At 73.3% G+C, this 25,381-nt stretch carries 19 protein-coding genes, 1 tRNA gene and 1 pseudogene; 6 read left to right on the top strand and 15 right to left on the bottom strand.

Annotation, left to right across the window (positions count from 1 at the left end):
* Window positions 1-18 precede the first annotated feature (18 nt).
* The gene (locus ACZ5WG_RS20685) at window positions 19-1,815 is read right to left on the bottom strand and encodes a hydroxysqualene dehydroxylase (protein ID WP_468724916.1); all 1,797 of its coding nucleotides are present in this window, start codon (window positions 1,813-1,815) and stop codon (window positions 19-21) included.
* A 208-nt stretch (window positions 1,816-2,023) separates the two neighbouring features.
* Between ACZ5WG_RS20685 and ACZ5WG_RS20680 the strand changes: the two genes are divergently transcribed.
* Window positions 2,024-2,329, top strand: coding sequence for a 4a-hydroxytetrahydrobiopterin dehydratase (locus ACZ5WG_RS20680; protein ID WP_266997932.1), 306 nt, complete (start codon window positions 2,024-2,026; stop codon window positions 2,327-2,329).
* 149 nt (window positions 2,330-2,478) lie between these two features.
* Here the strand turns inward: ACZ5WG_RS20680 and ACZ5WG_RS20675 are convergent, their stop codons facing one another.
* The 9 genes from ACZ5WG_RS20675 to ACZ5WG_RS20635 all read right to left on the bottom strand — a co-directional run bounded on the left by ACZ5WG_RS20675 (window position 2,479) and on the right by ACZ5WG_RS20635 (window position 13,476).
* Window positions 2,479-2,949 carry an RICIN domain-containing protein gene (locus ACZ5WG_RS20675; RefSeq protein ID WP_468724914.1) on the bottom strand — a complete coding sequence of 157 codons (471 nt, stop codon included), beginning with the start codon at window positions 2,947-2,949 and terminating at the stop codon, window positions 2,479-2,481.
* 10 nt (window positions 2,950-2,959) lie between these two features.
* A complete protein-coding gene (locus ACZ5WG_RS20670; protein ID WP_468724913.1) occupies window positions 2,960-3,808 on the bottom strand; it encodes an aldo/keto reductase in 849 nt (282 codons plus the stop codon).
* 99 nt (window positions 3,809-3,907) lie between these two features.
* Window positions 3,908-4,681 (bottom strand): ABC transporter ATP-binding protein, encoded by a 774-nt coding sequence (locus tag ACZ5WG_RS20665; protein WP_468724912.1) that lies wholly within the window; start codon window positions 4,679-4,681, stop codon window positions 3,908-3,910.
* A complete protein-coding gene (locus tag ACZ5WG_RS20660; RefSeq protein ID WP_468724911.1) occupies window positions 4,678-7,548 on the bottom strand; it encodes an ABC transporter permease subunit in 2,871 nt (956 codons plus the stop codon). The genes ACZ5WG_RS20665 and ACZ5WG_RS20660 overlap by 4 nt, the downstream gene beginning before the upstream one ends.
* A gap of 10 nt (window positions 7,549-7,558) precedes the next feature.
* A complete protein-coding gene (locus ACZ5WG_RS20655; protein ID WP_468724909.1) occupies window positions 7,559-8,827 on the bottom strand; it encodes an ABC transporter substrate-binding protein in 1,269 nt (422 codons plus the stop codon).
* A gap of 114 nt (window positions 8,828-8,941) precedes the next feature.
* Entirely contained in the window at window positions 8,942-10,765 is a 1,824-nt protein-coding gene (locus ACZ5WG_RS20650) for an AMP-dependent synthetase/ligase (protein ID WP_468724908.1), read from the bottom strand.
* Between the two features lie 217 nt (window positions 10,766-10,982).
* Entirely contained in the window at window positions 10,983-12,572 is a 1,590-nt protein-coding gene (locus ACZ5WG_RS20645) for a serine/threonine-protein kinase (RefSeq protein WP_468725070.1), read from the bottom strand.
* A gap of 212 nt (window positions 12,573-12,784) precedes the next feature.
* Window positions 12,785-12,869: transfer RNA gene (locus ACZ5WG_RS20640), tRNA-Leu, on the bottom strand.
* Window positions 12,870-13,014: 145 nt separating this feature from the next.
* Window positions 13,015-13,476: a hypothetical protein gene (locus ACZ5WG_RS20635; RefSeq protein ID WP_468724907.1), complete on the bottom strand. Its 462-nt coding sequence runs from the start codon at window positions 13,474-13,476 to the stop codon at window positions 13,015-13,017.
* Between the two features lie 151 nt (window positions 13,477-13,627).
* Here ACZ5WG_RS20635 and ACZ5WG_RS20630 point away from each other — a divergent pair, with 151 nt between their 5' ends.
* Window positions 13,628-14,806, top strand: a complete 1,179-nt coding sequence (locus ACZ5WG_RS20630) for a low temperature requirement protein A (protein WP_468724905.1) — start codon at window positions 13,628-13,630, stop codon at window positions 14,804-14,806.
* Here the strand turns inward: ACZ5WG_RS20630 and ACZ5WG_RS20625 are convergent.
* Entirely contained in the window at window positions 14,790-15,731 is a 942-nt protein-coding gene (locus tag ACZ5WG_RS20625) for a beta-ketoacyl-ACP synthase III (RefSeq protein ID WP_468724903.1), read from the bottom strand. The genes ACZ5WG_RS20630 and ACZ5WG_RS20625 overlap by 17 nt on opposite strands.
* A gap of 218 nt (window positions 15,732-15,949) precedes the next feature.
* On the opposite strand from ACZ5WG_RS20625, the gene fdhD reads away from it, so the two are divergent.
* Entirely contained in the window at window positions 15,950-16,786 is an 837-nt protein-coding gene (gene fdhD, locus ACZ5WG_RS20620; RefSeq protein ID WP_468725069.1) for a formate dehydrogenase accessory sulfurtransferase FdhD, read from the top strand.
* Between the two features lie 69 nt (window positions 16,787-16,855).
* On the opposite strand, the gene ACZ5WG_RS20615 is transcribed toward fdhD, so the two are convergent.
* Together ACZ5WG_RS20615 and ACZ5WG_RS20610 are read right to left on the bottom strand one after the other, a co-directional pair.
* Entirely contained in the window at window positions 16,856-17,287 is a 432-nt protein-coding gene (locus tag ACZ5WG_RS20615; protein ID WP_365951595.1) for a (2Fe-2S) ferredoxin domain-containing protein, read from the bottom strand.
* Window positions 17,288-17,296: 9 nt separating this feature from the next.
* A complete protein-coding gene (locus ACZ5WG_RS20610; RefSeq protein ID WP_468724901.1) occupies window positions 17,297-18,349 on the bottom strand; it encodes a bile acid:sodium symporter family protein in 1,053 nt (350 codons plus the stop codon).
* Window positions 18,350-18,513: 164 nt separating this feature from the next.
* Between ACZ5WG_RS20610 and ACZ5WG_RS20605 the strand changes: the two genes are divergently transcribed.
* Window positions 18,514-19,365, top strand: coding sequence for a LysR substrate-binding domain-containing protein (locus ACZ5WG_RS20605; protein WP_468725068.1), 852 nt, complete (start codon window positions 18,514-18,516; stop codon window positions 19,363-19,365).
* Between the two features lie 392 nt (window positions 19,366-19,757).
* Here the strand turns inward: ACZ5WG_RS20605 and ACZ5WG_RS20600 are convergent.
* Both ACZ5WG_RS20600 and ACZ5WG_RS20595 read right to left on the bottom strand, forming a co-directional pair.
* Window positions 19,758-20,477: pseudogene (locus ACZ5WG_RS20600) on the bottom strand (IclR family transcriptional regulator domain-containing protein); the annotation flags it as partial.
* A 791-nt stretch (window positions 20,478-21,268) separates the two neighbouring features.
* Complete coding sequence (locus ACZ5WG_RS20595) at window positions 21,269-21,790, bottom strand: RNA polymerase sigma factor (RefSeq protein ID WP_468724900.1); 522 nt, start codon at window positions 21,788-21,790, stop codon at window positions 21,269-21,271.
* Window positions 21,791-22,309: 519 nt separating this feature from the next.
* On the opposite strand from ACZ5WG_RS20595, the gene metG reads away from it, so the two are divergent.
* Together metG and ACZ5WG_RS20585 are read left to right on the top strand one after the other, a co-directional pair.
* Window positions 22,310-24,025, top strand: coding sequence for a methionine--tRNA ligase (gene metG / locus ACZ5WG_RS20590; RefSeq protein ID WP_468724899.1), 1,716 nt, complete (start codon window positions 22,310-22,312; stop codon window positions 24,023-24,025).
* Between the two features lie 159 nt (window positions 24,026-24,184).
* The gene (locus ACZ5WG_RS20585) at window positions 24,185-25,381 is read left to right on the top strand and encodes a glycosyltransferase 87 family protein (RefSeq protein ID WP_468724897.1); all 1,197 of its coding nucleotides are present in this window, start codon (window positions 24,185-24,187) and stop codon (window positions 25,379-25,381) included.

Genomic DNA, 25,381 nt, shown 5'->3' with positions numbered 1-25,381 from the left:
ACGGTAGCCCAGAGGGGGTCAGCCCAGGTCGAAGACGTTGCGCAGGCCGAGCCGGTAGCGCCACAGGTCGTGCCGCTTGAAGGACTCCACCTCCGGAGCCCGGTACATCGGCAGGACCGCACACCGTTCGGTCTTCGAACCGTCCCTGTCCAGCAGGGCGTTGACGGCGGCGCGGGCCGAGGCGTTCGCGCCCTCCATCGTCGCCAGGTCGATGTCGACGGCCACGTAGTCCCCGCTCAGGAAGAAGTTGGGGACCTGGGTGTCCGCGCTCGGCCGGTTGTGGAAGGTGCCGGTGGGGTGGATCAGCAGCTGGTCCTGGTTGGTCGGGTTCGGGGTGCCGAGCCCGTCCACCCCCGGGTCCAGGAACCAGGAGTGCAGGGTGCGGTCCGTCAGCAGCGTCTTCCCGGTGTCGTTGAGGGAGGCCTTCAGCTGCGCCCACACCTCGCGGGCGACCTCCTCGCGGGTGCACTGCTTGGCCGTCTTCCCGTACAGGATCCCCGGCTTGTCCCAGTCCGAGATGTCCACCGACAGGCAGTCCACCGCGACCCCGTCGCCGTAGTCGGCCGGGAAGTCGCGGGCCGGCCAGTGCTCGGCCTGCTGGATCGCCGTCAACGACCAGGGCGAGTCGATGCAGTTGAGGTGCCCGTGGACGAGGGGTGCGCGCTCGGTGAGGTAGAACTGGATGCCGGTCATCCAGTCGGTCTCCAGCCGGTCGCAGCGGCCCAGCATCGGGTCCGCGGCCCGCAGCCCCGCACTCCAGGTGCGCCGGGCGTGCTCGACCGGCAGCGCGCTGACGTAGTGGTCGGCGGTGACGGTCTGCCGGGCCCCCGCCGGGTCCAGGACCGTGACCCCGCTCACCCGGCCGTTCCCGTACTGCACCTCCTGCACCGTCCAGCCGATCCTGAACTCCACGCCGAGGGAGCGCAGATGGGCCTCCCAAGGGTCGATCCAGGCCTCGTTGGTCGGCAGGTTGAGGATCCGGTCCGGCGGCCCGTCCGCGCCGCGCCCCAGCGCGTTGAAGACGAAGGCCTCGCCCAAGGCGCCGACGGTGCGGGTGGAGGCCTCCTCGGCCTTGGTCGCAACGATGTTGCGCGTGATGCCCACGGCGAGGATGCGCTGGTACTCGTTCGACATCTGCGCGGCCCGCACGAACTCCCACCAGGGGGTGTGCTCCCAGACCTCGTTGCGGCGCTGGTCGCAGCTGGTGAGGAAGACCAGCACGCGGTCGACGAAGTACGCGCTCTCGTGCGGCGGCAGCCGGACCAGCGACTGCAGGATGCCGGTCAGGGTGCGGCGGATCTCGTCGGGCGTCAGCTCGGCGGGGGAGTGGCCGGGCCAGGGGATGGGCGCGCGCAGGTCCTCCCGGCCGCCGGCCCGGGCGAACATCATCTCGGGCGGGGCGACGAGGTTGTCCCACACCCCGTGGGCGTTGCCGGGGAAGGGGATGCGCCGCATGGTGTCGGGCAGGTTGTGGTAGATGCCCGGGATGAAGCGGAAGCCGTGCTCGGCCGGCAGCGGCCGGCGGCCGCCGCGGGCGCTGCCGGGGACGTCCATGCTGCGGGCCTTGCCGCCGAGCGCGCGGCGCTCGTAGACGGTGACGGCGTAGCCGCGCTCGGCGAGTTCGTGGGCCGCGGTGAGCCCGGCGACCCCGCCGCCGAGGACGGCGACGCGGCGGGCGGTGGTTATCGGGGCCGGGGCCTGGGCCTGGGCCTTGGCGGGGGCGGCCAGGGCCCCGGAGGCCCCCAGCGCCCCGGCGGTGGCCGCTGCCCCCGCGCCCGCGATGAACGTGCGCCTCGAACTGCCCGTGCGCGTCATGAGGAAGCCCCTTCGGAGTCGTCGGCAGCGTGTGCATTACCGGCGGTAACAGTCACGTCCGGCGCAGGAGCATAGGGGCGACACCGTGGACCCGGAAGGCGCGGAAGTACCCGCACGCACTATGGCGCGAAACCTTCTCTCCGGCGTGCGCTGTGGGAACCTTGATCCCACGTCAGAAGTCGGGCCCGAACGGTGAAGGAGCATGCCGATGGCAGACGAGCCGCTTTCGCAGAAGGAGATCGAGGACCGGTTGCGGGAACTCCCCGGCTGGGCCTTCGAGGACGACCGGATCATCCGCACCTACCGGCTGGGCACCCACTTCGCGGCGAGCGCCCTCGTCGCCCACATCGCCGCGGTCCAGGAGGAGTTGAACCACCACTCCGACCTCACCCTCGGCTACAACACGGTCCGGGTGTCGGTCAACACGCACAGCGCCGGAGACGCCGTCACCGGCGCCGACTTCGCACTCGCCGAACGGGTGGAGGCCCTCGCCCCCGCGCACGGCGCGAGCTGATACCGGCGGCGGAGCCGCCGCTCGACCACGAAACCGGCTGACGGGCGGCGAGCCAGGGGCGACGGGCGCGGGGCAGGGCGACGGGCGGGCGCGGGACCAGCCGACCGGCGCCCGCCCCGTGCCCGGTACGAACATGCCCGCGCGGCGCGCTACGGCGCGGCCGCCCCCGCCCCGGCCCGGCCGCCCGGGCCGGGAAGGACGGGCTCCAGGCGCCACCACTGCGACGGCGCATCGGTGTCCTCGCACTGGCGGGCCCGGCCCTCCTCGTCCCCCTCCAGCGGCAGCCCGCTGATACAGGCGATCAGCGACACCACACCGGGATCGTCGAGATGCTCCTCGACGATCCACTCCTGCGCGCCGAACGCGTTCGGCCGCCACACCTGGACCCTGGTGCCGCTCTCCGTCGACGCGTTCGCGACATCGAGCCGCTTGTCGTTGTGCACGCTGACGACGTGGACGATCCCGCCGCCGCTGTGCACCGGCGAGATCCGCCACTGCCGGGCGGCAGGGGGACCTGCCGGATCCTCGGGCCCCACCCGCACCCTCGTGCCGCCCTCCAGCTGGAGCAGCAGCCCACTGGCCGCGTTGCGCACGAGGTACACCCCCTCGGGGACGCTCACACCGCACCCCTCAGTAGTCGAAGACGGCCGGGTCCGGCCCGATCCGCCGGGCAGCGGGACCCGTACCCAGCGCGTCCAGCACGGCGACGTCGGCGGCGTCCAGCTCGAAGCCGAAGACGTCCAGGTTCTCCCGGATCCGCGCCGGGGTCACGGACTTCGGGATCACGATGTTCCCGGCCTGCAGGTGCCAGCGCAGCACCACCTGGGCGGCCGAGCGCCCGTGCTTGGCCGCGACCTCGGCGACGGCCGGGAGCGTCAGCAGCTCCTTGCCCTGGCCGAGCGGGGACCAGGCCTCGGTCGCGATGCCGAGCCGGCGGTGCAGGGCGCGCAGCTCGGCCTGCGGGAAGAGCGGGTGCAGCTCGATCTGGTTCACGGCCGGGACCAGGGAGCTCTCGGCGCCGAGCCGCTCCAGGTCCGCAGGGCGGAAGTTCGACACACCGACGGCGCGGGCGCGACCGCTCGCCGCGATCTCCTCGAAGGCCTTCCAGATGGCGACGAAGCCCTCGCGCATCGGGCGCGGCCAGTGGATCAGGTACAGGTCGATGTGATCGAGGCCCAGCTTGGCCAGGGAGTCGTCGAACGCGCGCAGCACGGCGTCCCGGTCCCAGGCCTGCGACCGCCCGTTCCACAGCTTGGTGGTGACGAACAGCTCCTCGCGCGGCACCCCGGCCCCGGCCAGGCCCCGGCCGGTGCCCTGCTCGTTGCCGTAGACGGCCGCCGTGTCGATGCTGCGGTAGCCCGCCTGCAGCGCCACCCCGACCACCCGCTCGGCCTCGGCGTCCGGGACCTGCCAGACGCCGAAGCCGAGCTGTGGCATGAGTGTGCCGTTGTTGAGTCTGATGCTGGGGACCTGGTTCACGTCTGGCTGTTCCCTCGGATCGTCGGCCGGTACGGGGGGCGACAACCGGCCGCCCCTGCGACGTATTCCCGCCAGGAGCCGGAGGGATCGGACACCCCGTCAGGACGTACCCAGATAGGCCTCCCGGACGAGCGGATCGGCACGGATCCCGGCGGGGGTGCCCTCGGCGAGGACCGTGCCGAGGTCCAGGACGACCACCCGGGTGCAGAGCTCCATCACGAAGGCCACGTTGTGCTCCACCAGCAGCACCGCGCACCCCTCTTCCTCGGCCAGCCGCCGCACGACCGCCGCGAGCTGCTCGCGCTCGGGCGCCGACAGCCCGGACGCGGGCTCGTCCAGCAACAGCACCCGCGGCGGATCGGCCACCGCGCGGGCCAGCTCGACCATCCGCGCCTGACCGACCGGCAGCCCGCCCGCGTACGCCGTCCCCAGCGCGCCGATCCCGCAGGAGGCGAGCACCCGCTCGCCCTGCTCCCGCCGCTCCCGTTCCCGGCGGCGCCGGGCCGGGGAGCCGAGCAGGTCGGCGGCGATCCCGCCCCCGCCACCGCGCCACTCCTGCGCGACGAGCACGTTGTCGGCCACGCTGAGCTGCCCGAACAGCTGCTGGCGCTGAAACGTCCGGCGCATCCCGTGCCGGGCCCGCCAGACCGGGGAGCGCCGGGTGATGTCCGCCCCGTCGAGCAGCATCCGCCCGCGGTCGGGCCGCCGGATCCCGGACAGTACGTCGAACAGCGTGGTCTTCCCGGCCCCGTTCGGCCCGATCAGCCCGCACACCTCGCCGGCGCGGACCCCGAGGTCCACCCCGGTGAGCGCCTTCACCCCGCCGAACCGGACGCTGATTCCGGCGCCCTCCAGTACGTACGGCATCGTCATCGCGCCAACCCCAGATAGGCCGCGGTGAGCCGGTCGGCCTCCACCTCGCCGCGCGGACCGCACCAGGAGACCCGGCCCTGGGAGAGGTACGCGACGGTGTCGGCGACACCGAGGATCCCGGCGGCCTTCTCCTCGACCAGCAGCAGCGCGGTGCCGGCGTCGCGCAACTCGGTGAGCAGCGCGTACACCTCCTCCACGACGCGGGGAGCGAGCCCCAGCGAGGGTTCGTCGGCGACCAGCACCTCCGGCGGGCGCTGCAGCAGCGGAGCGAGGGCCAGCATCTGCTGCTCCCCGCCGGACAGCGCCCCCGCGGCGATGTTCCGCCGCTCCCCGAGCCGGGGGAACCGGTCGTAGACGGCGGTCCGCGCGTCCGCTTCGCGGAGGTACAGCGCGAGGTTCTCCTCGATCGTCAGCGCCGGGAAGATGCCACGCCCCTCGGGGGCGAGCAGCACCCCGGCCCGCGAGCGGCGCACGGGCCCGTCGCGGGTCGCGTCGCGCCCGTGCACGAGGACCGCTCCGCTCACGGCGGGCAGGAGTCCGGCGGCGACCCGGCACATGGTGCTCTTCCCGGCCCCGTTCGGCCCGAGCACGGCGAGGATCTCCCCCTTCCGGACGGCGAGATCGACCCCGTGCAGTACGAGCCCCCCGTCGTACCCGGCGGTGACCCCGCGCAGCGCGAGGGCGGGGCCGGACCCTGCGGGGCCGTCCGCCACCCCGACCTTTCGCCGTTCCCTGGCGCTCCGCCCCAGACCCCGCGCCTCAAACGCCGGCGAGGCTGATTCAGCCCGCCCATCCAGCCCGGCCGGCGTTTGACGCCCGGGGGTCCGGGGCGGAGCCACGGTTTCGGGAAGGGGCGGGGTGGGGGAGAGCCCCGCAGGGCCCCGGTCCGGCCCGGCAACCACGGCAGCCCGCGCGGGTTCGGCGGCCCCGGCAGCCCCCGGGGGCTCGGCCGCCCCGGCCCTGGCCGCCCGCACGGCCAACCGCACCGGAACGGCTGCGCAATACCCGTCCGGATCGTTGGCCAAGGCCAGTCCCGCCAGCCCGAACAGGATCACCGGCAGGTGCGCGGACTCCGTCACGTAGTCGGACAGCAGCCGCGGGGCCACCGCGAAGACCACCCCCGCCACCACCGCGTACTGCGGCCGCCGGACCCCCGCGGCCACCACCACCGCCAGCCACACCAGCCCCGTCATCGCCGTGAAGTCCGTCGCCGTGATCCGGGTGTTGTACGACGCCACCAGGACGCCCCCGAACCCGGCCAGCCCCGCCGACAGCGTGAACAGCAGCAGCTTCGTGCGCAGTACGGACACCCCCGAGGCCATCGCCGCCGCCGGAGCCGACCGCACGGCCAGCATCGCCCGGCCCGACGGCGAGTTCCGCAGCGCGCTCAGCCCGGCCGCGCACACCGCGACGACCACCACCAGAGCCACCCCCAGTGCCCGGTCGTCCCCCAGGTCCACGGGGCCGAACACGGGCCGCGGGACCGGCCACCCGGAATCCCCGTTCCGCAGCCACCGCAGCTGGAACAGCACCTGGTCCGCGAGGAACGCCAGCGCCAGCGTCGCCAGCGCCAAGGTCCGACCCCCCAGCCGCAGCGCCGGCAGTGCGACCAGTGCCCCGAGCAGCGCCGCCACGCACGTCCCCACCGCCAGCGCCGCCACGAACGGCCAGCCCCGGCTCATCAGCAGCCCCGCCACCAGCGCGGCCCCCGTCACGAACGTGCCCTGAGCCAGCGACACCATCGCCCCGAGCCCGGTCACCACGGTGAAGGACATGAACACCAGCCCGAGGGCCAGCCCCTGCGCGAGCAGCCCGCTCCAGAACGGCGTCGTCACGGTGTAGAAAGCCACGCACAACACCCCGGCGAGCGCTGCCCACACCCCCCACCGCCGCCCCCACGAGGCCCCCGCCAGGTGGTCCACGGGCGCCGCGTCCACGGCCGCGGTCCCCGCCGTCCGGGCCCGCCGGGTCAGTACCAGCAGCCCGCCGAACAGGATCAGGAACGGCACCGCCGTCCGGAACCCGGTGATCCCCTCGGCGAACGACGCGTACCCGGCCACCAGGTTCTGCAGCACCCCGAGCCCCAGCCCGCCCGCGAACGCGAGCGGTACGGAAGCGAACCGCCCGAGCACCGCCGCCGTCGCCGAAACGAACAGGAACAGGGTGAAGTCGTGCGCCGACAGCCCCAGCAGCGGCGTCGCCAGCACCCCCGCCAGCCCCGCCAGCCCGGACGCGATCATCCACGCCACCGACGACAGCCGGTCGGCGCCGATACCGCGCAGCTCGGTCAGCGAGCGGTTGTCGACGGCCGCCCGCAGCTGCAGCCCCAGCCGCGTGTGCCGCATCAGCACCCACAGGGCCACCGCCACGACGGCGGTCACGACCCAGGTGATCAGCTGGTCGGAGTCGATGCCGACGCCCTCCGTGAGCTGCCAGGACCTCGCCGGACTCGGTCCCACCCCCGGCAGTCCGAACTGGTTCTCCGCGGGTTTCACGGGCGCACCCGCGTCCCCCAGCAGTTCGACGGCCCACAGCCCGGCCGCCGGCAGCGCGACCAGCAGCCCGATCGTGGCCACGATCTGCGCGGTCTCGCCGACCCGCGCCAGCCGCCGGAACATCAGCCGGTCCAGCCCCCACCCGAGCCCGGGGGCCAGTACGCACACCACCAGCAGGGCCGCCGGGACCGCGGGCCAGCCCAGCCCGGAGTGCACCTCGTAGAAGGTCAGCGCGCACAGGTAGGCGGTGGCCCCGTGCGCGAAGTTGAACAGCCCGGATGCCGAGTACGACAGCACCAGCCCGGTGGCGAGCAGTGCGTACAGGGCGCCGGAGACCAGACCGCTCAGGACGAAGACGAGCAGATCTCCCATGGGTCCGGACCTACTTGAAGGGGATGGGGGCGTGGCACTTGAACGGCACGGAGACCTCGTACGCCCCGTTCTTCAGCTGGACCAGTGCCCCGCAGCCGAAGCTGTCCTTCTGGCCCTTGGGCTCGGCCCGGTCGCCGACGAGGGTGCCGGTGTCGGAGAAGCTCTGCGCGGCGTTCTGGAAGTGTGTGACGGTGAGGTCCTTGCCCGCCTTCTGCGCGATGGCCACGAACAGGTCCGCCGACATGTATCCGGTCAACATGTGCATGTTCAGGGGCACTTCCTGGCCTCCCGAGGCGGCCTTGATGTCCGCCTTGAACCGGGCCATGGCCGGGCTCGTCGACTCGAAGGGCTCGAACTGGAGCAGGACGTGCACCCCGTCGAGGGCCTGTTTGGTGGCGTCCTTCGCGAGCAGCCCCGGGTCGTAGTCGGTGGGGTCGGAGAGCACGCCCTTGTACCCGGCGCGCTTGAGCGCCGTGAACAGGCCGATGTTGTTCGGGGTCTGCATGACCGAGACGACGGCGTCGGGGCCCTTGCCGCCGTTGCCCTCCAGGATCTCCTTCACGTAGGCCGACCAGTCGCTCGGCACCGCCGTCGCGGGTACCGAGGCCTTGGCGTACGAGACCGTGAACCCGGCGCTCGCGAAGCCCTGCTGGAAGGTGCGGATGCCGAACTTCCCGGCGTCGCTGTCGTTGGCGATGACCGCGACCGACTTGCCCTTGGCTCCGCCGAGGATCTGGGCGATGCCCTCGGGCCAGGTCTGGTTCAGGGTGCCGCCGGGGGAGGGGACCAGGCAGCCGTTGAAGCCGTAGATGTACTTGGGCCCGCAGAAGGAGGGCAGGGTGCCCCAGCCGAAGGTGGGGACCTTCTCCTGCTCCAGGAAGTCGGCACCGGAGAAGGTGACCGAGCTCATCGGGGAGATCGCGAAGACCTTGTCCTGCTGGACGAGCTTGCGGGCGGCGGCCATGTTCTTGGCGGGGTCCTGGCCGTCGTCCTCCGCGCCCAGGTACTCGATCTTGCGCCCGTTGATCCCGCCCTCGGCGTTGGCCCTCAGGTAGCGGGCCTTGGCCCCGAGGTCGGTGTCCTTCTTGCTGTACCCGCTGGCACTGGTCATGGAGACGATGCCGCCGACCTTGATCGATCGGTCGGTCACCCCGCGGAAGTTGGCGGCCGCGTCCGCGTCGGGCTTGCCGGGGGAGCTGCTGTCGGAGGCGGAGTTGCAGGCGGAGACGAGCGCGAGCGCCGCCGCCGCGGCGGCCAGGGTGCGGATCGGTCGCAGCATGTGTGGGATCCCCTCCGGTCGGAATCCCCGCATTCTGTGGCCGAGCTGACGGATCGTCAATATCACCGGCGAAGGTAAAGTGACGCATCGTCAGGTAGCTGGTCCGCGGGGCCGTCAGGGCTGGTAGAGGGCCGCCACCTCCGTCGCGTACGCCTTCTCGATCGCCCGCCGCTTCAGCTTCAACGAGGGCGTCAGCAGACCCTGCTCCTCCGTGAACTGCTCCGCCAGCACCCGGAAGGTGCGGATCGCCTCGGCCTGCGAGACCAGCGTGTTCGCGGCCACCACCGCCCGCCGGACCTCCGCCGTCAGATCCGGGTCGTGGACCAGCTGCGACGCGGGCATCTGCGGGCGCCCTCTCATCGACAGCCAGTGCGCGATCCCCTCCATGTCCAGCGTGAGCAGGGCGGCCACGTACGGCCGGTCGTTGCCCACCAGTACGCACTGCGCGACCAGCGGATGGGAACGCACCCGCTCCTCGAGGGCGGTCGGCGCGACGCTCTTGCCGTTGGAGGTCACCAGGATCTCCTTCTTGCGCCCGGTGATGGTGAGGTACCCGTCCTCGTCCAGCCGGCCCAGGTCGCCCGTCGCCAGCCAGCCGCCGCGCAGCACCTCCTCGGTGGCGCGGGGGTCGTTGAGGTACCCGCTGAAGATGTGGCCGCCGTGCAGCCAGACCTCCCCGTCGTCGGCGATGTGCACCGTACTGCCCGGGATCGGCCGGCCCACCGTGCCGTACTTCGTCGCGCCCGGCGGATTCGCGGTGGCCGCCGCGCAGGACTCGGTCAGCCCATAGCCCTCGAACACCGTGATCCCGGCCCCGTCGAAGAACAGCCCGAGGCGGCGCGCCATCGCCGACCCGCCCGACATGGCGTGCCGCACCCGCCCGCCCATCGCCTCGCGGACCTTCCCGTACACCAGCTTCTCGAAGAGCTGGTGCTCCATGCGCAGCGCCGCCGAGGGGCCCGGCCCGATGCCGAACGCCTTCTGCTCGCGCGCCTCCGCGTACCGTACGGCCGCCTCGACCGCCCGGTCGAAGGGGCCCGTACGCCCCTCCGTCTCCGCCTTGCGGCGGGCTGCCGCGAAGACCTTCTCGAAGACGTACGGGACCCCCAGGACGAACGTCGGCCGGAACGCGGCGAGGTCCGGCAGCAATTCGGCGGCCGCCAGCACCGGCTGGTGCCCGAGCTTGACCCGCGCCCGGACGGCCGCCACCTCCACCATCCGCCCGAAGACGTGGGCGAGCGGCAGGAACAGCAGTGTGGAGGGCTGCTCCCCGGGCCCGGCCTGGAAGACGGACTCCCAGCGGGCCACCATCGTGTCGGCCTCGTACATGAAATTGCCGTGGGTGAGGACGCAGCCCTTGGGGCGGCCGGTGGTCCCCGAGGTGTAGATCACGGTGGCGACGGCGTCGGGCGTGACCGCGGCGCGGTGCCGGTGCACCAGGTCGTCGGCGACCCCGCGGCCGTCCGCGACGAGCGCCTCGACGGCCCCGGCGTCGAGCTGCCACAACCGGCGCAGGTGCGGGAGCCGCTCGATGACGGACCCGACGGTCATGGCCTGGTCCTCGTCCTCGACGACGCAGGCGGTGCAGTCGGAGTCCTGCAGGATCCAGTGCACCTGCTCGACGGACGAGGTCGGGTAGACGGGGACGGGCTGGGCGCCGACCGCCCACAGGGCGAAGTCGAACAGGGTCCACTCGTACCGGGTCCGGGACATGACGGCGACCCGCTCCCCGAACCGGACCCCCTGGGCCAGCAGACCCTTCGCCAGCGCGAGCACCTCGGCGGCCAGCTCCCCGGACGTCACGTCCCGCCAGACCCCGTCGACCTTGCGCCCGAGCACCACCCGGCCGGGATCCTCCTGGGCATGCCGGAAGACGGCGTCGGCGAGCCCGCCGACGGGCGCCGCAACAACGACTGGTGGGACGGTGATCTCGCGCATGCCCCGCTCCTCTCCGCGCAGCGCGGCGACGCTACCCCACGCCTCCCCGCGGTTGATCACCGTGCGAAGACCTCCACAAGACCTCCCCAGGGAGCTGGGGAAGGGCCGGCCGGAGGTGCGGAAGGGCCGTCCGGGGAGACACTCCCCGCGGCGACGGCCCGGAAACACCGGGCGCCCCGCCGATCGTGCACCGGACTGCAGGCACCGGGGCGCGAGCTCAGCCGTTCGCGGCCGCCGGCCCGCCCGGAACGAAGGAGTCCAGCGCCGCATCGAAGTGGCTCCGTGCCTGCGCGAGCCGGCCTACCGGCGCGGACACCCACACGTCGTACAGGCGCCCGTTCTCGTCCCAGCAGACGTCGAAGGTGTGCCGGGCGCCTTCGGCAGCGGTGAAGCCGTTCCAGGTGAACTCCCAGAGGGCGGCGGGCAGCCCGTTGTGCGTGGTCGGGACGACCGTGCCGTCGCGGTAGCCGGGGTTGGTGGCCGGGCCGCTCGCGTGCGCGAGCTGCATGACGGCGACCGGCCCGTCGGACACCGCCGGCTTCACCTTGACGCCGATACGGAACGCCCCGTCCGGCGACACGTAGAAGACCCGCTCGCCGTCGGTGGAGCGCTGGAAGCCCTCGGGTACGGCGAGGCTGAAGCCCGCCGGGTCGGACACGGACCGGTACCCGGCGGGCGCGGGCTTGGCCGGTGCAGGCACCGACGGGGGCGCGGTACGGGCGGGGGCCGGCGTCGGCGAGAGGGTCTGCGCGGGCTTGGCGTCGGCGGGGGCGGAGGAGGCCCGGCCCGAGCCGGAGGCGGTGGCGGCCGGCGTCGCCTCCCGCGCGCCGTGCGCCGACCGGTCGCCGAACTGTGAGGTGACGGCCACGGCGCCGGCGACCGCGACGGCGAACAGTGCGGCGATCAGCCCCGCCCGCAGGGCGGGCCGGGCCCGCCGGGCCGGGGCGGACGGCTGTGAGACGTGCTCGGTCGGTGAATAGCCGACGGCGGCGCCCGCACCGGACGCGGTCCCGGCCGGCGGCGCGGTCGCCGGACTCGGTGCCGGTACCCGGTCGGCGACGACGGGGACCTTGCCGGTGCTCACGTAGGCCGACAGCAGCCGCTCGGCCTCCGCCGCCCCCATCCGCCGCTCCGGGAGGCGCTCCAGCAGGCCGCGGATGACCGGAACCAGCGGCCCCGCCTGCGCCGGCGGCCGGATCTCGTCGTACACGACGGCATGCAGGACCCCGCCGAGCGAATCGCGGTGGAAGGGCGATTCGCCGGTCAGCGCCGCGCACAGCAGGACGCCGAGCGACCACAGGTCGGATTCGGGTCCCGCGGCGGCTCCCTGCATGCGCTCGGGCGAGGTGTACTCGGGCGAGCCGACGAACGCGCCGGTCTCGCTGATGGTGGTGGACCCGGCGAGCCGCGCGATGCCGAAGTCGGTGAGCACCACCCGCCCTGTCCCGTCCTCCATGAGGACGTTGGCCGGCTTGACGTCCCGGTGGAGCACCCCGCGCGCGTGCGCCGCGGTCAGGGCGCCGAGCAGGGCCAGCCCGGTCCGCGCGGTCTCGGCAGGGGTGAGCGGCCCTTCGGAGCCGAGCCGGTCGGCCAGCGAGCCGCCGTCGACGAGCTCCATGACGATGTGGGGGCGCCCGTCGTGCTCCACCACGTCGTGCACGACGACGACGTGCGGATGCCTGACCTGGGCGACGGTCCGGGCCTCCCGCAACGCGGCCCTGGCGTCCGCACCCCCGTCGACGTGGAGCTCCTTGACGGCGACGGGCCGCCCGAGGAGCTCGTCGGAGGCCCGCCAGACGGTCCCCATGCCGCCTCTGCCCAACCGCTTCTCCAGGCGGTACCGCCCGGCGATCACGATGCTGCTGTCCGGCCCGTCGTGCGACACGTTGCTTCCCCTCCGACCCCGTGGCGCCCCATGATGCCGCACAACCGGATACACCCCCGCCGCCCGAGCCGGACAACGCAAGGCCACCGCACCCCCAACGCAAAAAACCCCACCGAAGTGGGGTTTTTGTTTTGTGTCCGAGGGGGGACTTGAACCCCCACGCCCGATAAAGGGCACTAGCACCTCAAGCTAGCGCGTCTGCCATTCCGCCACCCGGACCAGGTGGTCGGCCCCGGTTTCCCGCGGCGACAAGGACAACAATAGCAAAGGATCGGGGTGGTTCCGACCAGGTATTCGGGCCCGGGCCGCACGCTGACCTGCAGGCATGTCCCCGAGGGGGTAGCGAGACTCCGCGTCTCGCGGGTCAGCGGGCCGCCGCGGTGCTCTCGGCCCTCAGCCAGTCGTCGTTGTGCTGCCAGGCGTAGAGGGTGGTGCCGTCCATGTAGGCGTAGTACAGGCCGCAGCGCGCGGTGGCCTTCCCCCGGGCGTCCTTCGGGAACCAGTCCTCCGCGAGCGGGACCTCCTGCGCGTGCGGCCGCGGCTCCGTCGTGCACGCGGTCGGGAGCCGTTCGTCCGGCAGGGTCGCCGTCAGCAGGCGGTCGCCGCCCGTCGTCTTCATCGCGTACCGCACCGACGTCGCGTCGTCCGCCAGCCAGCGCGGGACCGAGGCCCGCGCCGTCTTCGCCTCGGCGCCCGTCGCGTACGTGCCCGCCTCCTGGTGGCGGTTCCCGTACCAGTCGGCCGCGGCCGGGAGGGCGACCACGGTCGCGAGCCCCACGGCCGAGACGACTGCGGCGGTGGTCAGGATGACGGACCTGCGGATCATGCGGCGTTCGCTTCCCTCGGCGGCGGATGGCGTGCGTGCCTTCATCCTCCGGCCCCGCCCGGGGCGGGCGCGTCCCTCCACCGGGCGGGATCCGCGTACATCTCAGGTCGCACACCCCCGGGGCGCCCCCCGTTGCTGGTATGAGTCGCGCATGGAAACCCAGCACCGCGTCAGCACGTTGGAGCTCTTCTTCGACCTCGTCTTCGTCTTCACCATCACCCAGCTGACCGTGCTCCTGGCGGACGACATCAGCTTCCGGGGCGCGGGCCAGATGCTGGTGATCTTCACCGTGCTGTTCTGGATGTACGGCGGCTACGCCCACCTGACCAACCAGGTGCCGCCCGACCGGACCGTGCGCAGGGTGCTGCTGATCCTGGCCATGGGGGCGTTCCTGGTGTGCGCGCTGGCGGTGCCGACGGCCTTCGGGGCCGGCGGGGTCGCCTTCGGGATCGGATACCTGTGCGTCGTCCTCGTGCACAGCGCCCTCTTCACGCAGGCGCACGGGTTCGGCGTGATCTGGTTCGCGCTGCCCAACGTGCTGTGCGCGCTGTCGGTGCTGGCCGCCGGGTTCTTCGACGGACCGCCCGCCCGGGCGCTGTGGACGCTCGCGCTGCTGATCCAGTTCGTCGTGCCTCAGCTGGTCCAGCGGGCCGCGGCGAGCGGGGCGGAGCCGATCGGTTCCGCCCGGGACGCGACCGGGGTGACGACCCTCGGCGACCAGCTCGGCGGCATGAGCTCCGCGCACCTCGTGGAGCGGCACGGGCTGCTGCTGATCATCGTCTTCGGCGAGTCCGTGATCGCGATCGGCATCGGGGTCGGCTCGCTGCCGCTGTCCGTGGGGATCGTCGCAGGGGCTCTCCTGGCGCTCGCCCTCGCGTCCGCGCTGTGGTGGATGTGCTTCGTACGCGACGAGGGCCGGGCCGAGCAGGTCTTCGCCGAGGCCCCGCCGGAGAAGCGTTTCAATCTGGCGATGCGCGCGTACTACTACGCCTTCCTGCCCATGCTGCTCGGCATCGCCGCCTTCGCGGCCGGCGTCAAGAAGACCATCGGACATCTGGGCGAGCACCTGGACACGGGCCCGGCACTCGTCCTCGCGGGCGGGGTCGCCGTCTACCTGGCCGGGGACCTGGCCTTCCGGGCCGTGCTCGGGATCGGCCCGGCCCGGTTCCGGGCGGCGGCGCTGGTGCTCGTCCTGGCCACCGTCCCCGTCGGCACGGCCACCACCGGGCTCTGGCAGCTGCTGGCGCTGGTCCTCGTCCTCCTGGCCGCGCTGGGAGCCGAGGCCCGCTGGGCCCCGGCCGCCACGGCAGCCGCTACGGGCAGCGGATGACCTGGCCCGCGTACGAGAGGTTGCCGCCGAAGCCGAAGAGGAGGACCGGGGCGCCGGTGGGGATCTCGCCGCGCTGGACCAGCTTCGAGAGGGCCATCGGGATGCTGGCGGCCGAGGTGTTGCCCGAGTCCACGACATCGCGGGCGACGACCGCGTTGACGGCGCCGATCTTCGCGGCGAGCGGCTCGATGATCCGCAGGTTCGCCTGGTGCAGGACGACGGCGGCCAGCTCCTCGGGGGCGACCCCGGCCTTCTCGCACACCTTGCGGGCGAGCGGCGGGAGCTGGCTGGTGGTCCAGCGGTAGACGGACTGGCCCTCCTGGGCGAAGACCGGCGGGGAGCCCTCGATCCGGACGGCGTGGCCCATCTCCGGGACCGAACCCCACAGGACCGGGCCGATGCCCGGCTCCTCGCTGGCCTCGACCACGGCCGCGCCCGCACCGTCGCCGGTCAGCACGCAGGTGGTGCGGTCGGTCCAGTCGGTGATCTCGGTCATCTTGTCGGCGCCGATGACCAGGGCGCGGGTGGCGGAGCCGGCCCGGATCGCGTGGTCGGCGGTGGCCAGGGCGTGGGTGAAGCCCGAGCAGACGACGTTGAGGTCCATCACGGCCGGGCTGCCGCCCATGCCCAGCTTGGCGGCGACGCGGGCCGCCATGTTGGGCGAACGGTCGATCGCGGTGGAGGTGGCCACCAGGACGAGGTCGATGTCGTCGGGGGACAGGCCGGCGCCGGCGAGGGCCTTGCCCGCGGCCTGGAAAGCCAGCTCGTCCACCGGTTCGTCGGGGCCCGCCATGTGCCGGGTCTTGATGCCGACCCGGGAGCGGATCCACTCGTCGTTGGTGTCGACCATCGCCGCGAGGTCCTCGTTGGTGATCACTTTCGCGGGCTGGTAGTGCCCTAGCGCCACCACGCGTGAACCGGTCATGGGCGGGGTCCCCCCTCGTACGGAAGTCAGGATCACCCAGCTTGACCTGCTACTGGTGGGTACATGTGCACGTGACCCAACAGGATTACCTGCCCTGAATTTGGAGATTCCGGAGGATCTTCCTGCCGGGAGCACCCTGGAACGGCGATCCGGGAGAATGGGCTCGTCAGCTGCACGACGAGGTGCGCGACGAGGACAGAACGGGCGGGCTGATCACCATGGGACGGGTCACCGAGCGCCGTCGTGTCATCCGGGTGCGGAACGGGGTGAGCGGGGTCCGCCCGGACACGCTGGTCGCCGAGGAGCCGCTGGAGATACGGCTGAGCGGCAAACCGCTCGCCATCACGATGCGCACCCCCGGCGACGATTTCGCGCTGGCGGTGGGCTTCCTGGTGAGCGAGGGCGTGCTCGCCTCCGCGTCGGACGTACAAGCCGTGACCTACTGCGAGGGGGCGACGGAGGACGGCTCGAACACCTACAACGTGGTCAACGTGCAGCTCGCGCCCGGGGTCCCGGTGCCGGACATCACGCTCGAACGGAACGTCTACACCACCTCCTCCTGCGGCCTGTGCGGAAAGGCCAGCCTGGACGCGGTGCGCACGGCGACCCGCTTCCCGCTCCGGCGGAGCGCGGCCGAAGACACCGTACGGATTCCCGCGGAGCTCCTCGGCGAGCTGCCGGACCGGCTCCGCGCGGCGCAGAAGGTGTTCGACCGCACCGGCGGCCTGCACGCGGCCGGGCTGTTCTCCCCGCAGGGCGAGCTGCTGGACCTGCGGGAGGACGTCGGCCGGCACAACGCCGTCGACAAGATCGTCGGCCGGGCGTTGCAGGCCGGCCTCCTCCCGCTGGCGGGCGCGGTGCTGCTGGTGTCCGGCCGGGCCTCGTTCGAGCTCGCACAGAAGGCGGTGATGGCGGGCGTCCCGATCCTGGCCGCCGTCTCGGCGCCGTCCTCGCTGGCCGTGGACCTGGCCCTGGAGTCGGGCCTGACCCTGGTCGGCTTCCTGCGCGGGCAGAACATGAACATCTACGCGGGCGAGGAACGGATCACCCTGTAGCGGTTCTCCCCGGGCGCTCCCGCGGTCCGCTCCTGCGGCTTGCGGTCCTGAGGTCTTCCGGTCCTGCGGTCAGCGGCCCCGGCGGGTGCGGCGCTTGGCTTCCGGCCTGGGCTTGGGCTCGGGCGGGTCGATGCGGTGGAGGTCCAGGGTCGCCGGGACCGGGGTGACGCCCGGGCCGCCGGATTCCGCCCACGCGATGACCTCGTCGGTCGCGGTGTCGTCCAGGGCCCAGCCGAACCAGGCCGCGCGGGCGCCCCGCCGGCGGGCCTCGGTGGTGGGCTGGACCACGATGACATTGGCCTGCGCGCACGGCCCGAGGCAGTCGCTCGTACGGACGGCCAGCCGGCCCCCCGACGCGGCGGCGGCCTCACGCAGCCGGGCCAGCTGGCCGGCGTGGTCGGAGCCGGGGTTCTTGCGGGGGTCCCCGCAGCAGCAGCCGCGGCAGACCACGAGGGTGCAGGGGCGTTCGGCGTGGGCGGCGAGCGGGCGAATCCAGGTCACCGCCGCACGTTACCGGGCCCGCGGCGCGGGGTGTTGGGCCCCGGGGGAGACCTCCACCACATGTCCGGCGGGCAGTTCGCAGCCCGTTGCGGCCCCGGCGTCCCGGGCGCGGCGGCGCGCCAGCACAGCACACACCATCAGTTGCATCTGGTGGAACAGCATCAGCGGCAGCACCGCGAGGCTCGCCTGGGGCCCGAACAGCACGCTGGCCATGGGCAGTCCGGCCGCGAGGCTCTTCTTCGACCCGGCGAACTGGATGGCGATCCGGTCCGCCCGGCCGAACCCGAGCCGCTTCGCCCCGTACCAGCTGACCAGGAGCATGACGGCGAGCAGTACGGCCTCCACCGCCATCAGTGCGGCCAGGCGCGGAACGCTGACCTGGTGCCAGATCCCGGCGGCCATGCCCGCGCTGAAGGCGGCGTAGACGACGAGCAGGATCGAGCCGCGGTCGACGAGGCCGAGGACCTTCTTGTTCCGGACCAGGAATCCGCCGACCCGGGGGCGCAGCAGCTGGCCCAGCAGGAAGGGCAGCAGGAGCTGGAGGACGATCTTGACGAGGGAGTCGGGGGAGAACCCGCCCGCGCCGCTGCCGAGCAGGCCGGCGGCGAGGAGCGGGGTGAGGAAGATGCCGATGAGGCTGGAGAAGGAGCCCGCGCAGATCGCCGCGGGGACGTTGCCGCGGGCGATCGAGGTGAAGGCGATCGAGGACTGGATGGTCGAGGGGACCAGGCACAGGAAGAGCAGTCCGCCGTAGAGCGGGGGCGTGAGGAGGGTGGGGACCAGCCCGCGGGCGGCCAGGCCGAGCAGCGGGAAGAGGACGAAGGTGCAGGCCAGCACGGTCAGGTGGAGCCGCCAGTGGCGCAGGCCGTCGAGAGCCTCCCGGGTGGACAGCCGGGCGCCGTAGAGGAAGAAGAGCAGGGTCACGGCCCCGGTGGCCGCGCCCTCGGCGACGGAGCCGGCCGGCCCGCGGGCGGGCAGCAGCGCGGCGAGGCCGACGGTGCCGAGGAGGGCCAGGACGTACGGGTCCAGGGGCAGCCGGGAAGGTATCTGCGGGCGGCGCATGTACGGAGCTCTCCTGCTGTCGTGGTGGTGGCGGGGCGGGGCGGGGGCGGGCCCCGGGTGCCTCCTCATCGTGGCGCTCAGGCCGGTGATCGGGAAACCTGCACACCGCACTTACTGTCATTGCGATTCGTGATGGCCGTGGGAGCATGGGAGCCATGCCCGCCATGTACGACCCCGTCCAGTTGCGCACGTTCCTCACGGTGGCCCAGACGCTCAGCTTCACCCAGGCCGCCGGCCGGCTCGGCGTCCGGCAGTCCACGGTCAGCCAGCACGTGAGGCGGCTGGAGGAGGCGACGGGGCGGCAGCTCTTCCTCCGGGACACGCACAGCGTGGAGCTGACGGAGGACGGAGAAGCGCTGCTGGGCTTCGCCCGGACCATCCTGGAGGCGCACGAGCGGGCGGCGGCCTACTTCACGGGGACGCGCCTGCGGGGGCGGCTGCGGTTCGGGGCGTCGGAGGACTTCGTGCTGACCCGGCTGCCGGAGATCCTCGAGGGGTTCCGGCACGAGCATCCCGAGGTGGACCTGGAGTTGTCCGTCGAGCTGTCCGGGACCCTGCACGAACGGCTGGACGCGGGGCGGCTCGACCTCGTCCTGGCGAAGCGGCGCGGCCCGGGGGACGAGCGGGGCCGGCTGGTGTGGCGCGACCGGATGGTGTGGATCGGCGCGGAGGGGCTGCGGGTCGACCCGGACCGGCCCGTGCCGCTGATCGTCTTCCCGCCGCCGGGGATCACCCGGGCCCGGGCGCTGGAGGTGCTGGAACGGGACGGGCGGGAGTGGCGGATCGCGTGCACGAGCGGCAGCCTGAGCGGGCTGGTCGCGGCGGCGCGGGCGGGGCTGGGCGTGATGGCGCACACGCGGGGGCTGATCCCGCCGGGGCTGGTCCGGGTGCCGGGGCTGCCCGACCTCGGCTCGGTGGAGTTCGCGCTGCTGCGGGGCGAGCGGAGCTCGCAGGCGGCGGAGGCACTGGCGGCCGCGATCCTCTCGGGCGCAGACCGCCTCACCCGCCCCGCCTGACCCCCGGCCGGGAGCCGGACGGTCCCGGCGGTCCCGGCAGGGCCGGGTCAGGTGCCCAGGATCAGGAGGCCTTCGGACTGGGGGAGGCTGCCCGGGGTGAGGGGGGCGAAGGTGAGGGGGAGGGCCAGGCGGGGCGGGCCGGACTCCGGGAGGGGGCCGAAGAAGTACGCCGCCTCCGACGCGGTGTCGCTGACCAGGTGGGGACCGGCCGGGGACGGCGTGGCGCGGGTCAGCGGGGTGCGGAAGAGGCTGCGGAGGTGGCGGAGGGTCTCCGGAGTGACGTGCGACGGACGGGAGAGGGGGGTGGTCGTGGGGGCGCCGCCGGCGTCCGGGGCGTGTGCGGCGTCCGGGTGGTCCGGGGCAGCCGGGGCGTCCGGGGGGATCGCACCCGACAGGAGCAGCGCCAGGAGCACCGGGACGGCCTTGCGGCGCAGGGCCTCGGTGGCCTCGGGCAGCCGGTGGGCGCGGTTCGCGGGCAGCGACAGCGCGAGGCTCCCGGCGGCGTCGCCGGTCGCGATCGGCACCGCGGAGCACACCACACCCGGGGAGTACTCGCGCAGGTCGAAGACCGGTGCGCCCGGAGCCAGCGCGTCGAGGGCGCTGAACAGGACCCGGCTGTCGGTGATCGTCCGAGGGGTGAACCGGGCCGGCCGGTACCGCGCGACATGGTCGCGGCGGCGGTCGTGGTCGAGCTGGGTCAGCAGGCACTTGCCGACGGCGCTGGCGTGCGCCGCGGTCTTGAAGTCCACCCACTCCTGCACCGGCGGTGCCCCCGGCCCGTCGGCCATCTGGGTGATCCTGACCTCCCCCTCGGCATACCTGCTCAGGTACACGGCGGCGCCCGCGCTGTCCCGGGCCAGGGCCAGGGTGCGCTGCAGCTGGCCCGCCAGCCCGCTGCCGCCGGGGGCGGCGAGCCGGTCGAGGGCGGGCCCGCGCGCGTACACGCCCGCGCCCGGCCGGTACGCGTACTCCTCCTCGCACAGCATCGCGAGCAGCGGCCGCAGCTCCGCCTCCGCCAGACCGGCCTCCCGCCCCAGCTGGCCGGCCCGTACCCCCAGCGGATGCCTCTCGAGGACCCGTACGACGGCCAGCGCGCGCCGCGCCTGCGCCAAGGCCTCGCTCGTCCCGGCCCGAGCGCGGCCGTCGCGTGCCGCCGACGCCAGCGCGGGATGCCGCAGCGGCCCCGCGCCCAGCCCGGTCCGCTCCGGGGACTGCGCCACCACCGGGGGCGCCGGCCGGAACGCATCCAGCACCGAGGGCAGTCCGGGCCTCGGCACCGGCACCTGGCCCAGATCGGGATCGTCGAGCTGGTCGACGTAACGCAGGACCGTCGCCTGCGCGCACAGCCGCACCTCGCGCAGATCCCGCCGGCCGCTCGGCCGGAAGCCGCGCCGGCCCAGCTCGCGCGCCCAGATCCGCGCGTCGTGGTGCTCCCCGCGCCGGGAGTGGTCGAGGAACAGGCAGTACGCGGCGGGCGCGGTCCGCGCCCGCCCGGACCCGGCCGCGAACTGCCACCAGAAGCGGGCCCCTTCGCGCAGCCCGGCCAGGTGCAGCAGACAGCCGAAGACGACCGCCCCGGCCAGATCGGTGTGCCCGCTCTCCACGAAGGCCGTCAGCTGCGCCTCGGCCTTCGGGGTGCACACGGCGGCCAGGCAGACGGCCTTCAGGTCGCGCCGGGCCCGTTCGGAGTCGAGCGGGCAGTCCCGCGCGGGGTCGCTCCACCCGTACGCCCGGCGCCGGGAGGGCGCCGCGGCGGCCTGCCCCCGGGCGGCGCGCAGCAGCCGCGCCTCGGCAGCGCCCAGGTCGTAGTGCGGGTACCGGTCGCGGACCCCGGCCCGGGTCAGGAATTCGGCCAGGGAGCGGCGGGTGGCGTCGCCGCGCTCCTCCCTGCCCTCGCGCCGCCTCATGATTCGGCGGAGGTGTCGAGCAGGCGGGCGAGCCGCCGGTGGGCCTGGCCGAGCTGCGAGCGGACGGTGGCCTCGTCGACGCCCATCACGGAGGCGGCCTCGCCGGGGGTGCACTGGAGCCCGTACCGCAGCAGCACGGCGTCGCGCTGGCGCTCGGCGAGCCGGGACACGGCGGAGTAGAAGCGGATGGTGTCGGTCAGCACCTCGTACTGGTCGGCGTGGGCCTCCTTGAGGGCGGCCTCGAAGGCGCTGATGTCCATCGGTTCGGGCCAGGTGCTGCGCCGCTGCTGCCGGTCGACCAGCCGTTGTTTGAGGATGGTCCAGGCGTAGGCGTCGAGCCGGTCCATGTGGAGCATGCGTAACCACTCGTTCATGATCGAGTCGAAGGCGGCGTCCACCGCGTCCTCGGCAGCCGTGTCGGAGCCCAGCTGCAGGTACGCGAAACGCATGTACGAGGGCCGCCGGTTGGCGTGGAAGGCCCAGTACGACAGGCGTGCCGTCGGGTCCCACTGACTCATGGGCGTCGGCCGCCGCCGTCGGCTGGGCAGTCCCACGGCCCCACCGGACTCCTCTGGTCCGCCATCGCTCACCGTTCCACCTCACCTCATCCCCTGTGCGCGGACAGCCTGGCAGTGCGAGCGCACCCGGGGGGCGCAGAAGAGAGACGTCGAGAGATTACGTTCGGTGATGATCGGCGCGTGACCGACTTCGACCGTGCGCGGGCCCAGTCCGCGCGTACGCATATGCCGGGGCCAAGCCGGGCCGCCATGCACCGGCGTACGCCGTGTGACCAGCCAGGACGACCGCCGGGCGGGGCCGCCCGGCCGAACCCCGGACACCGGTCCGCGGTGATCCGGTCCGGCTGTAGCATGGGCCCACTGCGAGGGCCGTGACGGAGAGGTCACTTCCCTCGCTTTTGCGTTACGTCCACCCCGAAAAAATGCGGCACGTGGCCTTTCGGCGGTTCGATACGATGAACCGCATCACAATCCGTCACGGCACGTTGTCACCGCATAGATGAAATGGAGCATCCGAGGATGGCTCGACACCTGATCACCAGCGCGCTTCCCTACATCAACGGGATCAAGCACCTGGGCAACATGGTCGGGTCGATGCTTCCGGCGGATGTGTACTCCCGGTACCTCCGCCAGCGCGGCCACGACGTCCTCTACATCTGCGCCACCGACGAGCACGGCACCCCCGCCGAGCTCGCCGCCAAGGAGGCCGGCGTCTCGGTCGCCGAGTTCTGCGCGCAGGCGCACGACGCCCAGAAGGCGGTCTACGACGGCTTCGAGCTGTCCTTCGACTACTTCGGCCGCAGCTCCTCGCAGCAGAACGCGGAGATCACCCAGCACTTCGCGCGCCAGCTGCAGAAGAACGGCTTCATCGAGGAGCGTGCGATCCGGCAGGTCTACTCGCCGGTCGACGGCCGCTTCCTGCCGGACCGCTACGTCGAGGGCACCTGCCCGCACTGCGGCTACGACAAGGCCCGTGGCGACCAGTGCGAGAACTGCACCCGCGTCCTCGACCCCACGGACCTGATCGAGCCCCGCTCGGCCATCTCCGGCTCCACCGAGCTCGAGGTCCGCGAGACCAAGCACCTCTTCCTCCTCCAGTCCAAGCTCCAGCACGAGGTCGAGGCCTGGGTCGCGGAGCACGAGGAGGAGTGGCCGCAGCTGGCTTCCTCCATCGCCCGCAAGTGGCTGACCGAGGGCCTGCACGACCGCGCGATCACCCGCGACCTCGACTGGGGCGTCCCGGTCCCGGCCGACACGTGGCCCGAGCTGGCCGCCGACGGCAAGGTCTTCTACGTCTGGTTCGACGCCCCGATCGAGTACATCGCCTCCACCAAGGAATGGGCGGACGCCGACCCGGCCACCCGCGACTACAAGTCCTGGTGGTACGAGGCCGCGGACGTGCGCTACACGCAGTTCATGGCCAAGGACAACGTCCCGTTCCACACGGTGATGTTCCCCGCCACCGAGATCGGCACCCGCGAGCCCTGGAAGAAGGTCGACTACGTCAAGGCCTTCAACTGGCTGACGTACTACGGCGGCAAGTTCTCCACCTCGCAGAAGCGCGGCGTCTTCACCGACCAGGCGCTGGAGACCCTGCCGGCCGACTTCTGGCGCTACTTCCTCATCGCCAACGCGCCCGAGTCCGACGACTCGTCCTTCACGTGGGAGCACTTCACCGCCACGGTCAACAAGGACCTCGGCGGCACCCTCGGCAACTTCGTCAACCGCGTGCTGACCTTCTCCCGCAAGAAGTTCGGCGACGAGGTCCCGGCGGGCAGCCCGGCCGGCGAGGTCGAGGCCAAGCTGGGCGAGCAGATCGCCGAGCTGCTGGCCGAGTACGAGGGCCACATGGAGTCCCTCCAGTACCGCAAGGCCGCGGCCGCGCTGCGCGCCCTGTGGTCCGCCGGCAACGCGTACCTCGACGAGAAGGCCCCCTGGCTGGAGGTCAAGACCGACCTGGACGGCGCGGCGCTCACGCTGCGCACCGCGATGAACCTGATCCACCTCTACTCGGTGGTCTCGGAGCCGTTCATCCCGGCCTCGGCGCGCGTCATGCGCTCCGCGTTCGCGCTCGCCGACGACACGGCGACGTGGATCACCCCGGAGCAGGCCAGGTCCCTGGACGCGGTCCCGGCGGGCACGCCGTTCACCGTGCCGCCGGTGCTCTTCGCGCGGATCACCGAGGAGGACCTGGAGTCCTACCGCGAGCGCTTCGGCGGCACCGAGGCCGGCTGACCTCTCCCCGTCCGAGCCAAGGGGCGCGACCTTCGGGTCGCGCCCCTTCGCCGTACCCCCGGGCCCGCACGCGGGCACGGCGAGGTAGGGGAAACCCGACCCCGAAGTGTCCACCTGGGTGGGCAGACCCGGCCGGGGGCACGCGGCTGGAATGGGCCCATGACCCCTTCCCGTAGTGTCCGTCCCGCCCTTCGGGCAACCGGCTGGCTCGCGGCGGCCGCCTGGGCGCTGTCCTTCCCGCTCTTCTCCTCACTGGCACCGCACCGGCTGTGGGGCTGGTGCGCGGCGGCCGGCTACCTGTGCGCCGCGGCGCTCACCGCCCGGCGGCCGCGGGCCGCCGTCGCGGCCGCCCTCGTGGGAGCCGTAGCCGTCCCGCTGCTGTGGCTGGTGCTGACCGGCCGGGGGCAGTCCGAGGTGATGGTCGTCGAACGGTCCGGACGGCTGCTGCTGGAGACCGGCCGAATGTACGTGGACCGCCCCGCCGGAGTGGACGAGTACACGCCGTACCTGCCGGGCATGGCGGCCCTCGGCATCCCGCACACGGTGCTGGGACGGCTGGGCGACGCCCGGATCTGGTGCGCGGCGGTCCTGTTCGGCGGGATGTGGGCCGGGCGCCGCCTGCTCGGCGGGCCGCGGTCGCCCCTGGTGCCCGTGCTGGTGGCCTCGCCGGTGGTGGCGCTGCCGCTGGCGGTGAGCGGCGTGGACCTGCCACTGGCCGGGCTGTGCTGCCTGGCGCTGGCGGCGGCCGCTGCGGGACGGCCGGTCCTGGCCGGGGCGGCCCTCGCCGGGGCGTGCGCGCTGAAATGGACGGCGCTGCCCGCGGTCGCCGTGGCGGTGGCCCTGCTCGCGGCCTGCCGGGGCGGGCGCGCGGCGGTCCGCTGCGCTGTGGTGGCGGCCCTCGGCACGGCCGCACTGGTGCTGCCGAGCGCGCTGCTCCAGCCTGCCGAGACGGTACGGCAGGTGTTCGCCTTCCCGACCGGCCGCGCGGAGGTACCCACCCCGGCGAGCAGCCCGCTGCCGGGACACCTGCTGGCCGAACTGGGCACCTGGGGCTGGTGGCTGACGGTGGCTCTGCTCGCGGTGGGCGGCCTTGCGGTCGCGCTCTCGCTGGCGCTGCGGCCGCCGCGCACGCTGGTGGCGGCGGCCGACCGCCTCGCGACCGGCCTCACGCTGGCCTTCCTGCTGGCCCCGGCCGGGCGCTTCGGCTACCTGGCACTACCGGTGCTGCTGGTGGTCTGGGCGAGGTCGGTGACCACCCCCGGGTTCTCCCGCATCGTGGCCGGCTCCGCCGGTCAGTACGTCAGGGGCGGGGCCGAGACGGATTCCCGGCATGCGGTCCGAGGCCGCCGCGCCTGA

Source organism: Streptomyces sp. NPDC032745 (assembly GCF_055579465.1).
Note: the sequence above shows the minus strand (reverse complement) of the source record. Positions and strands in the feature narration are given on the sequence as shown.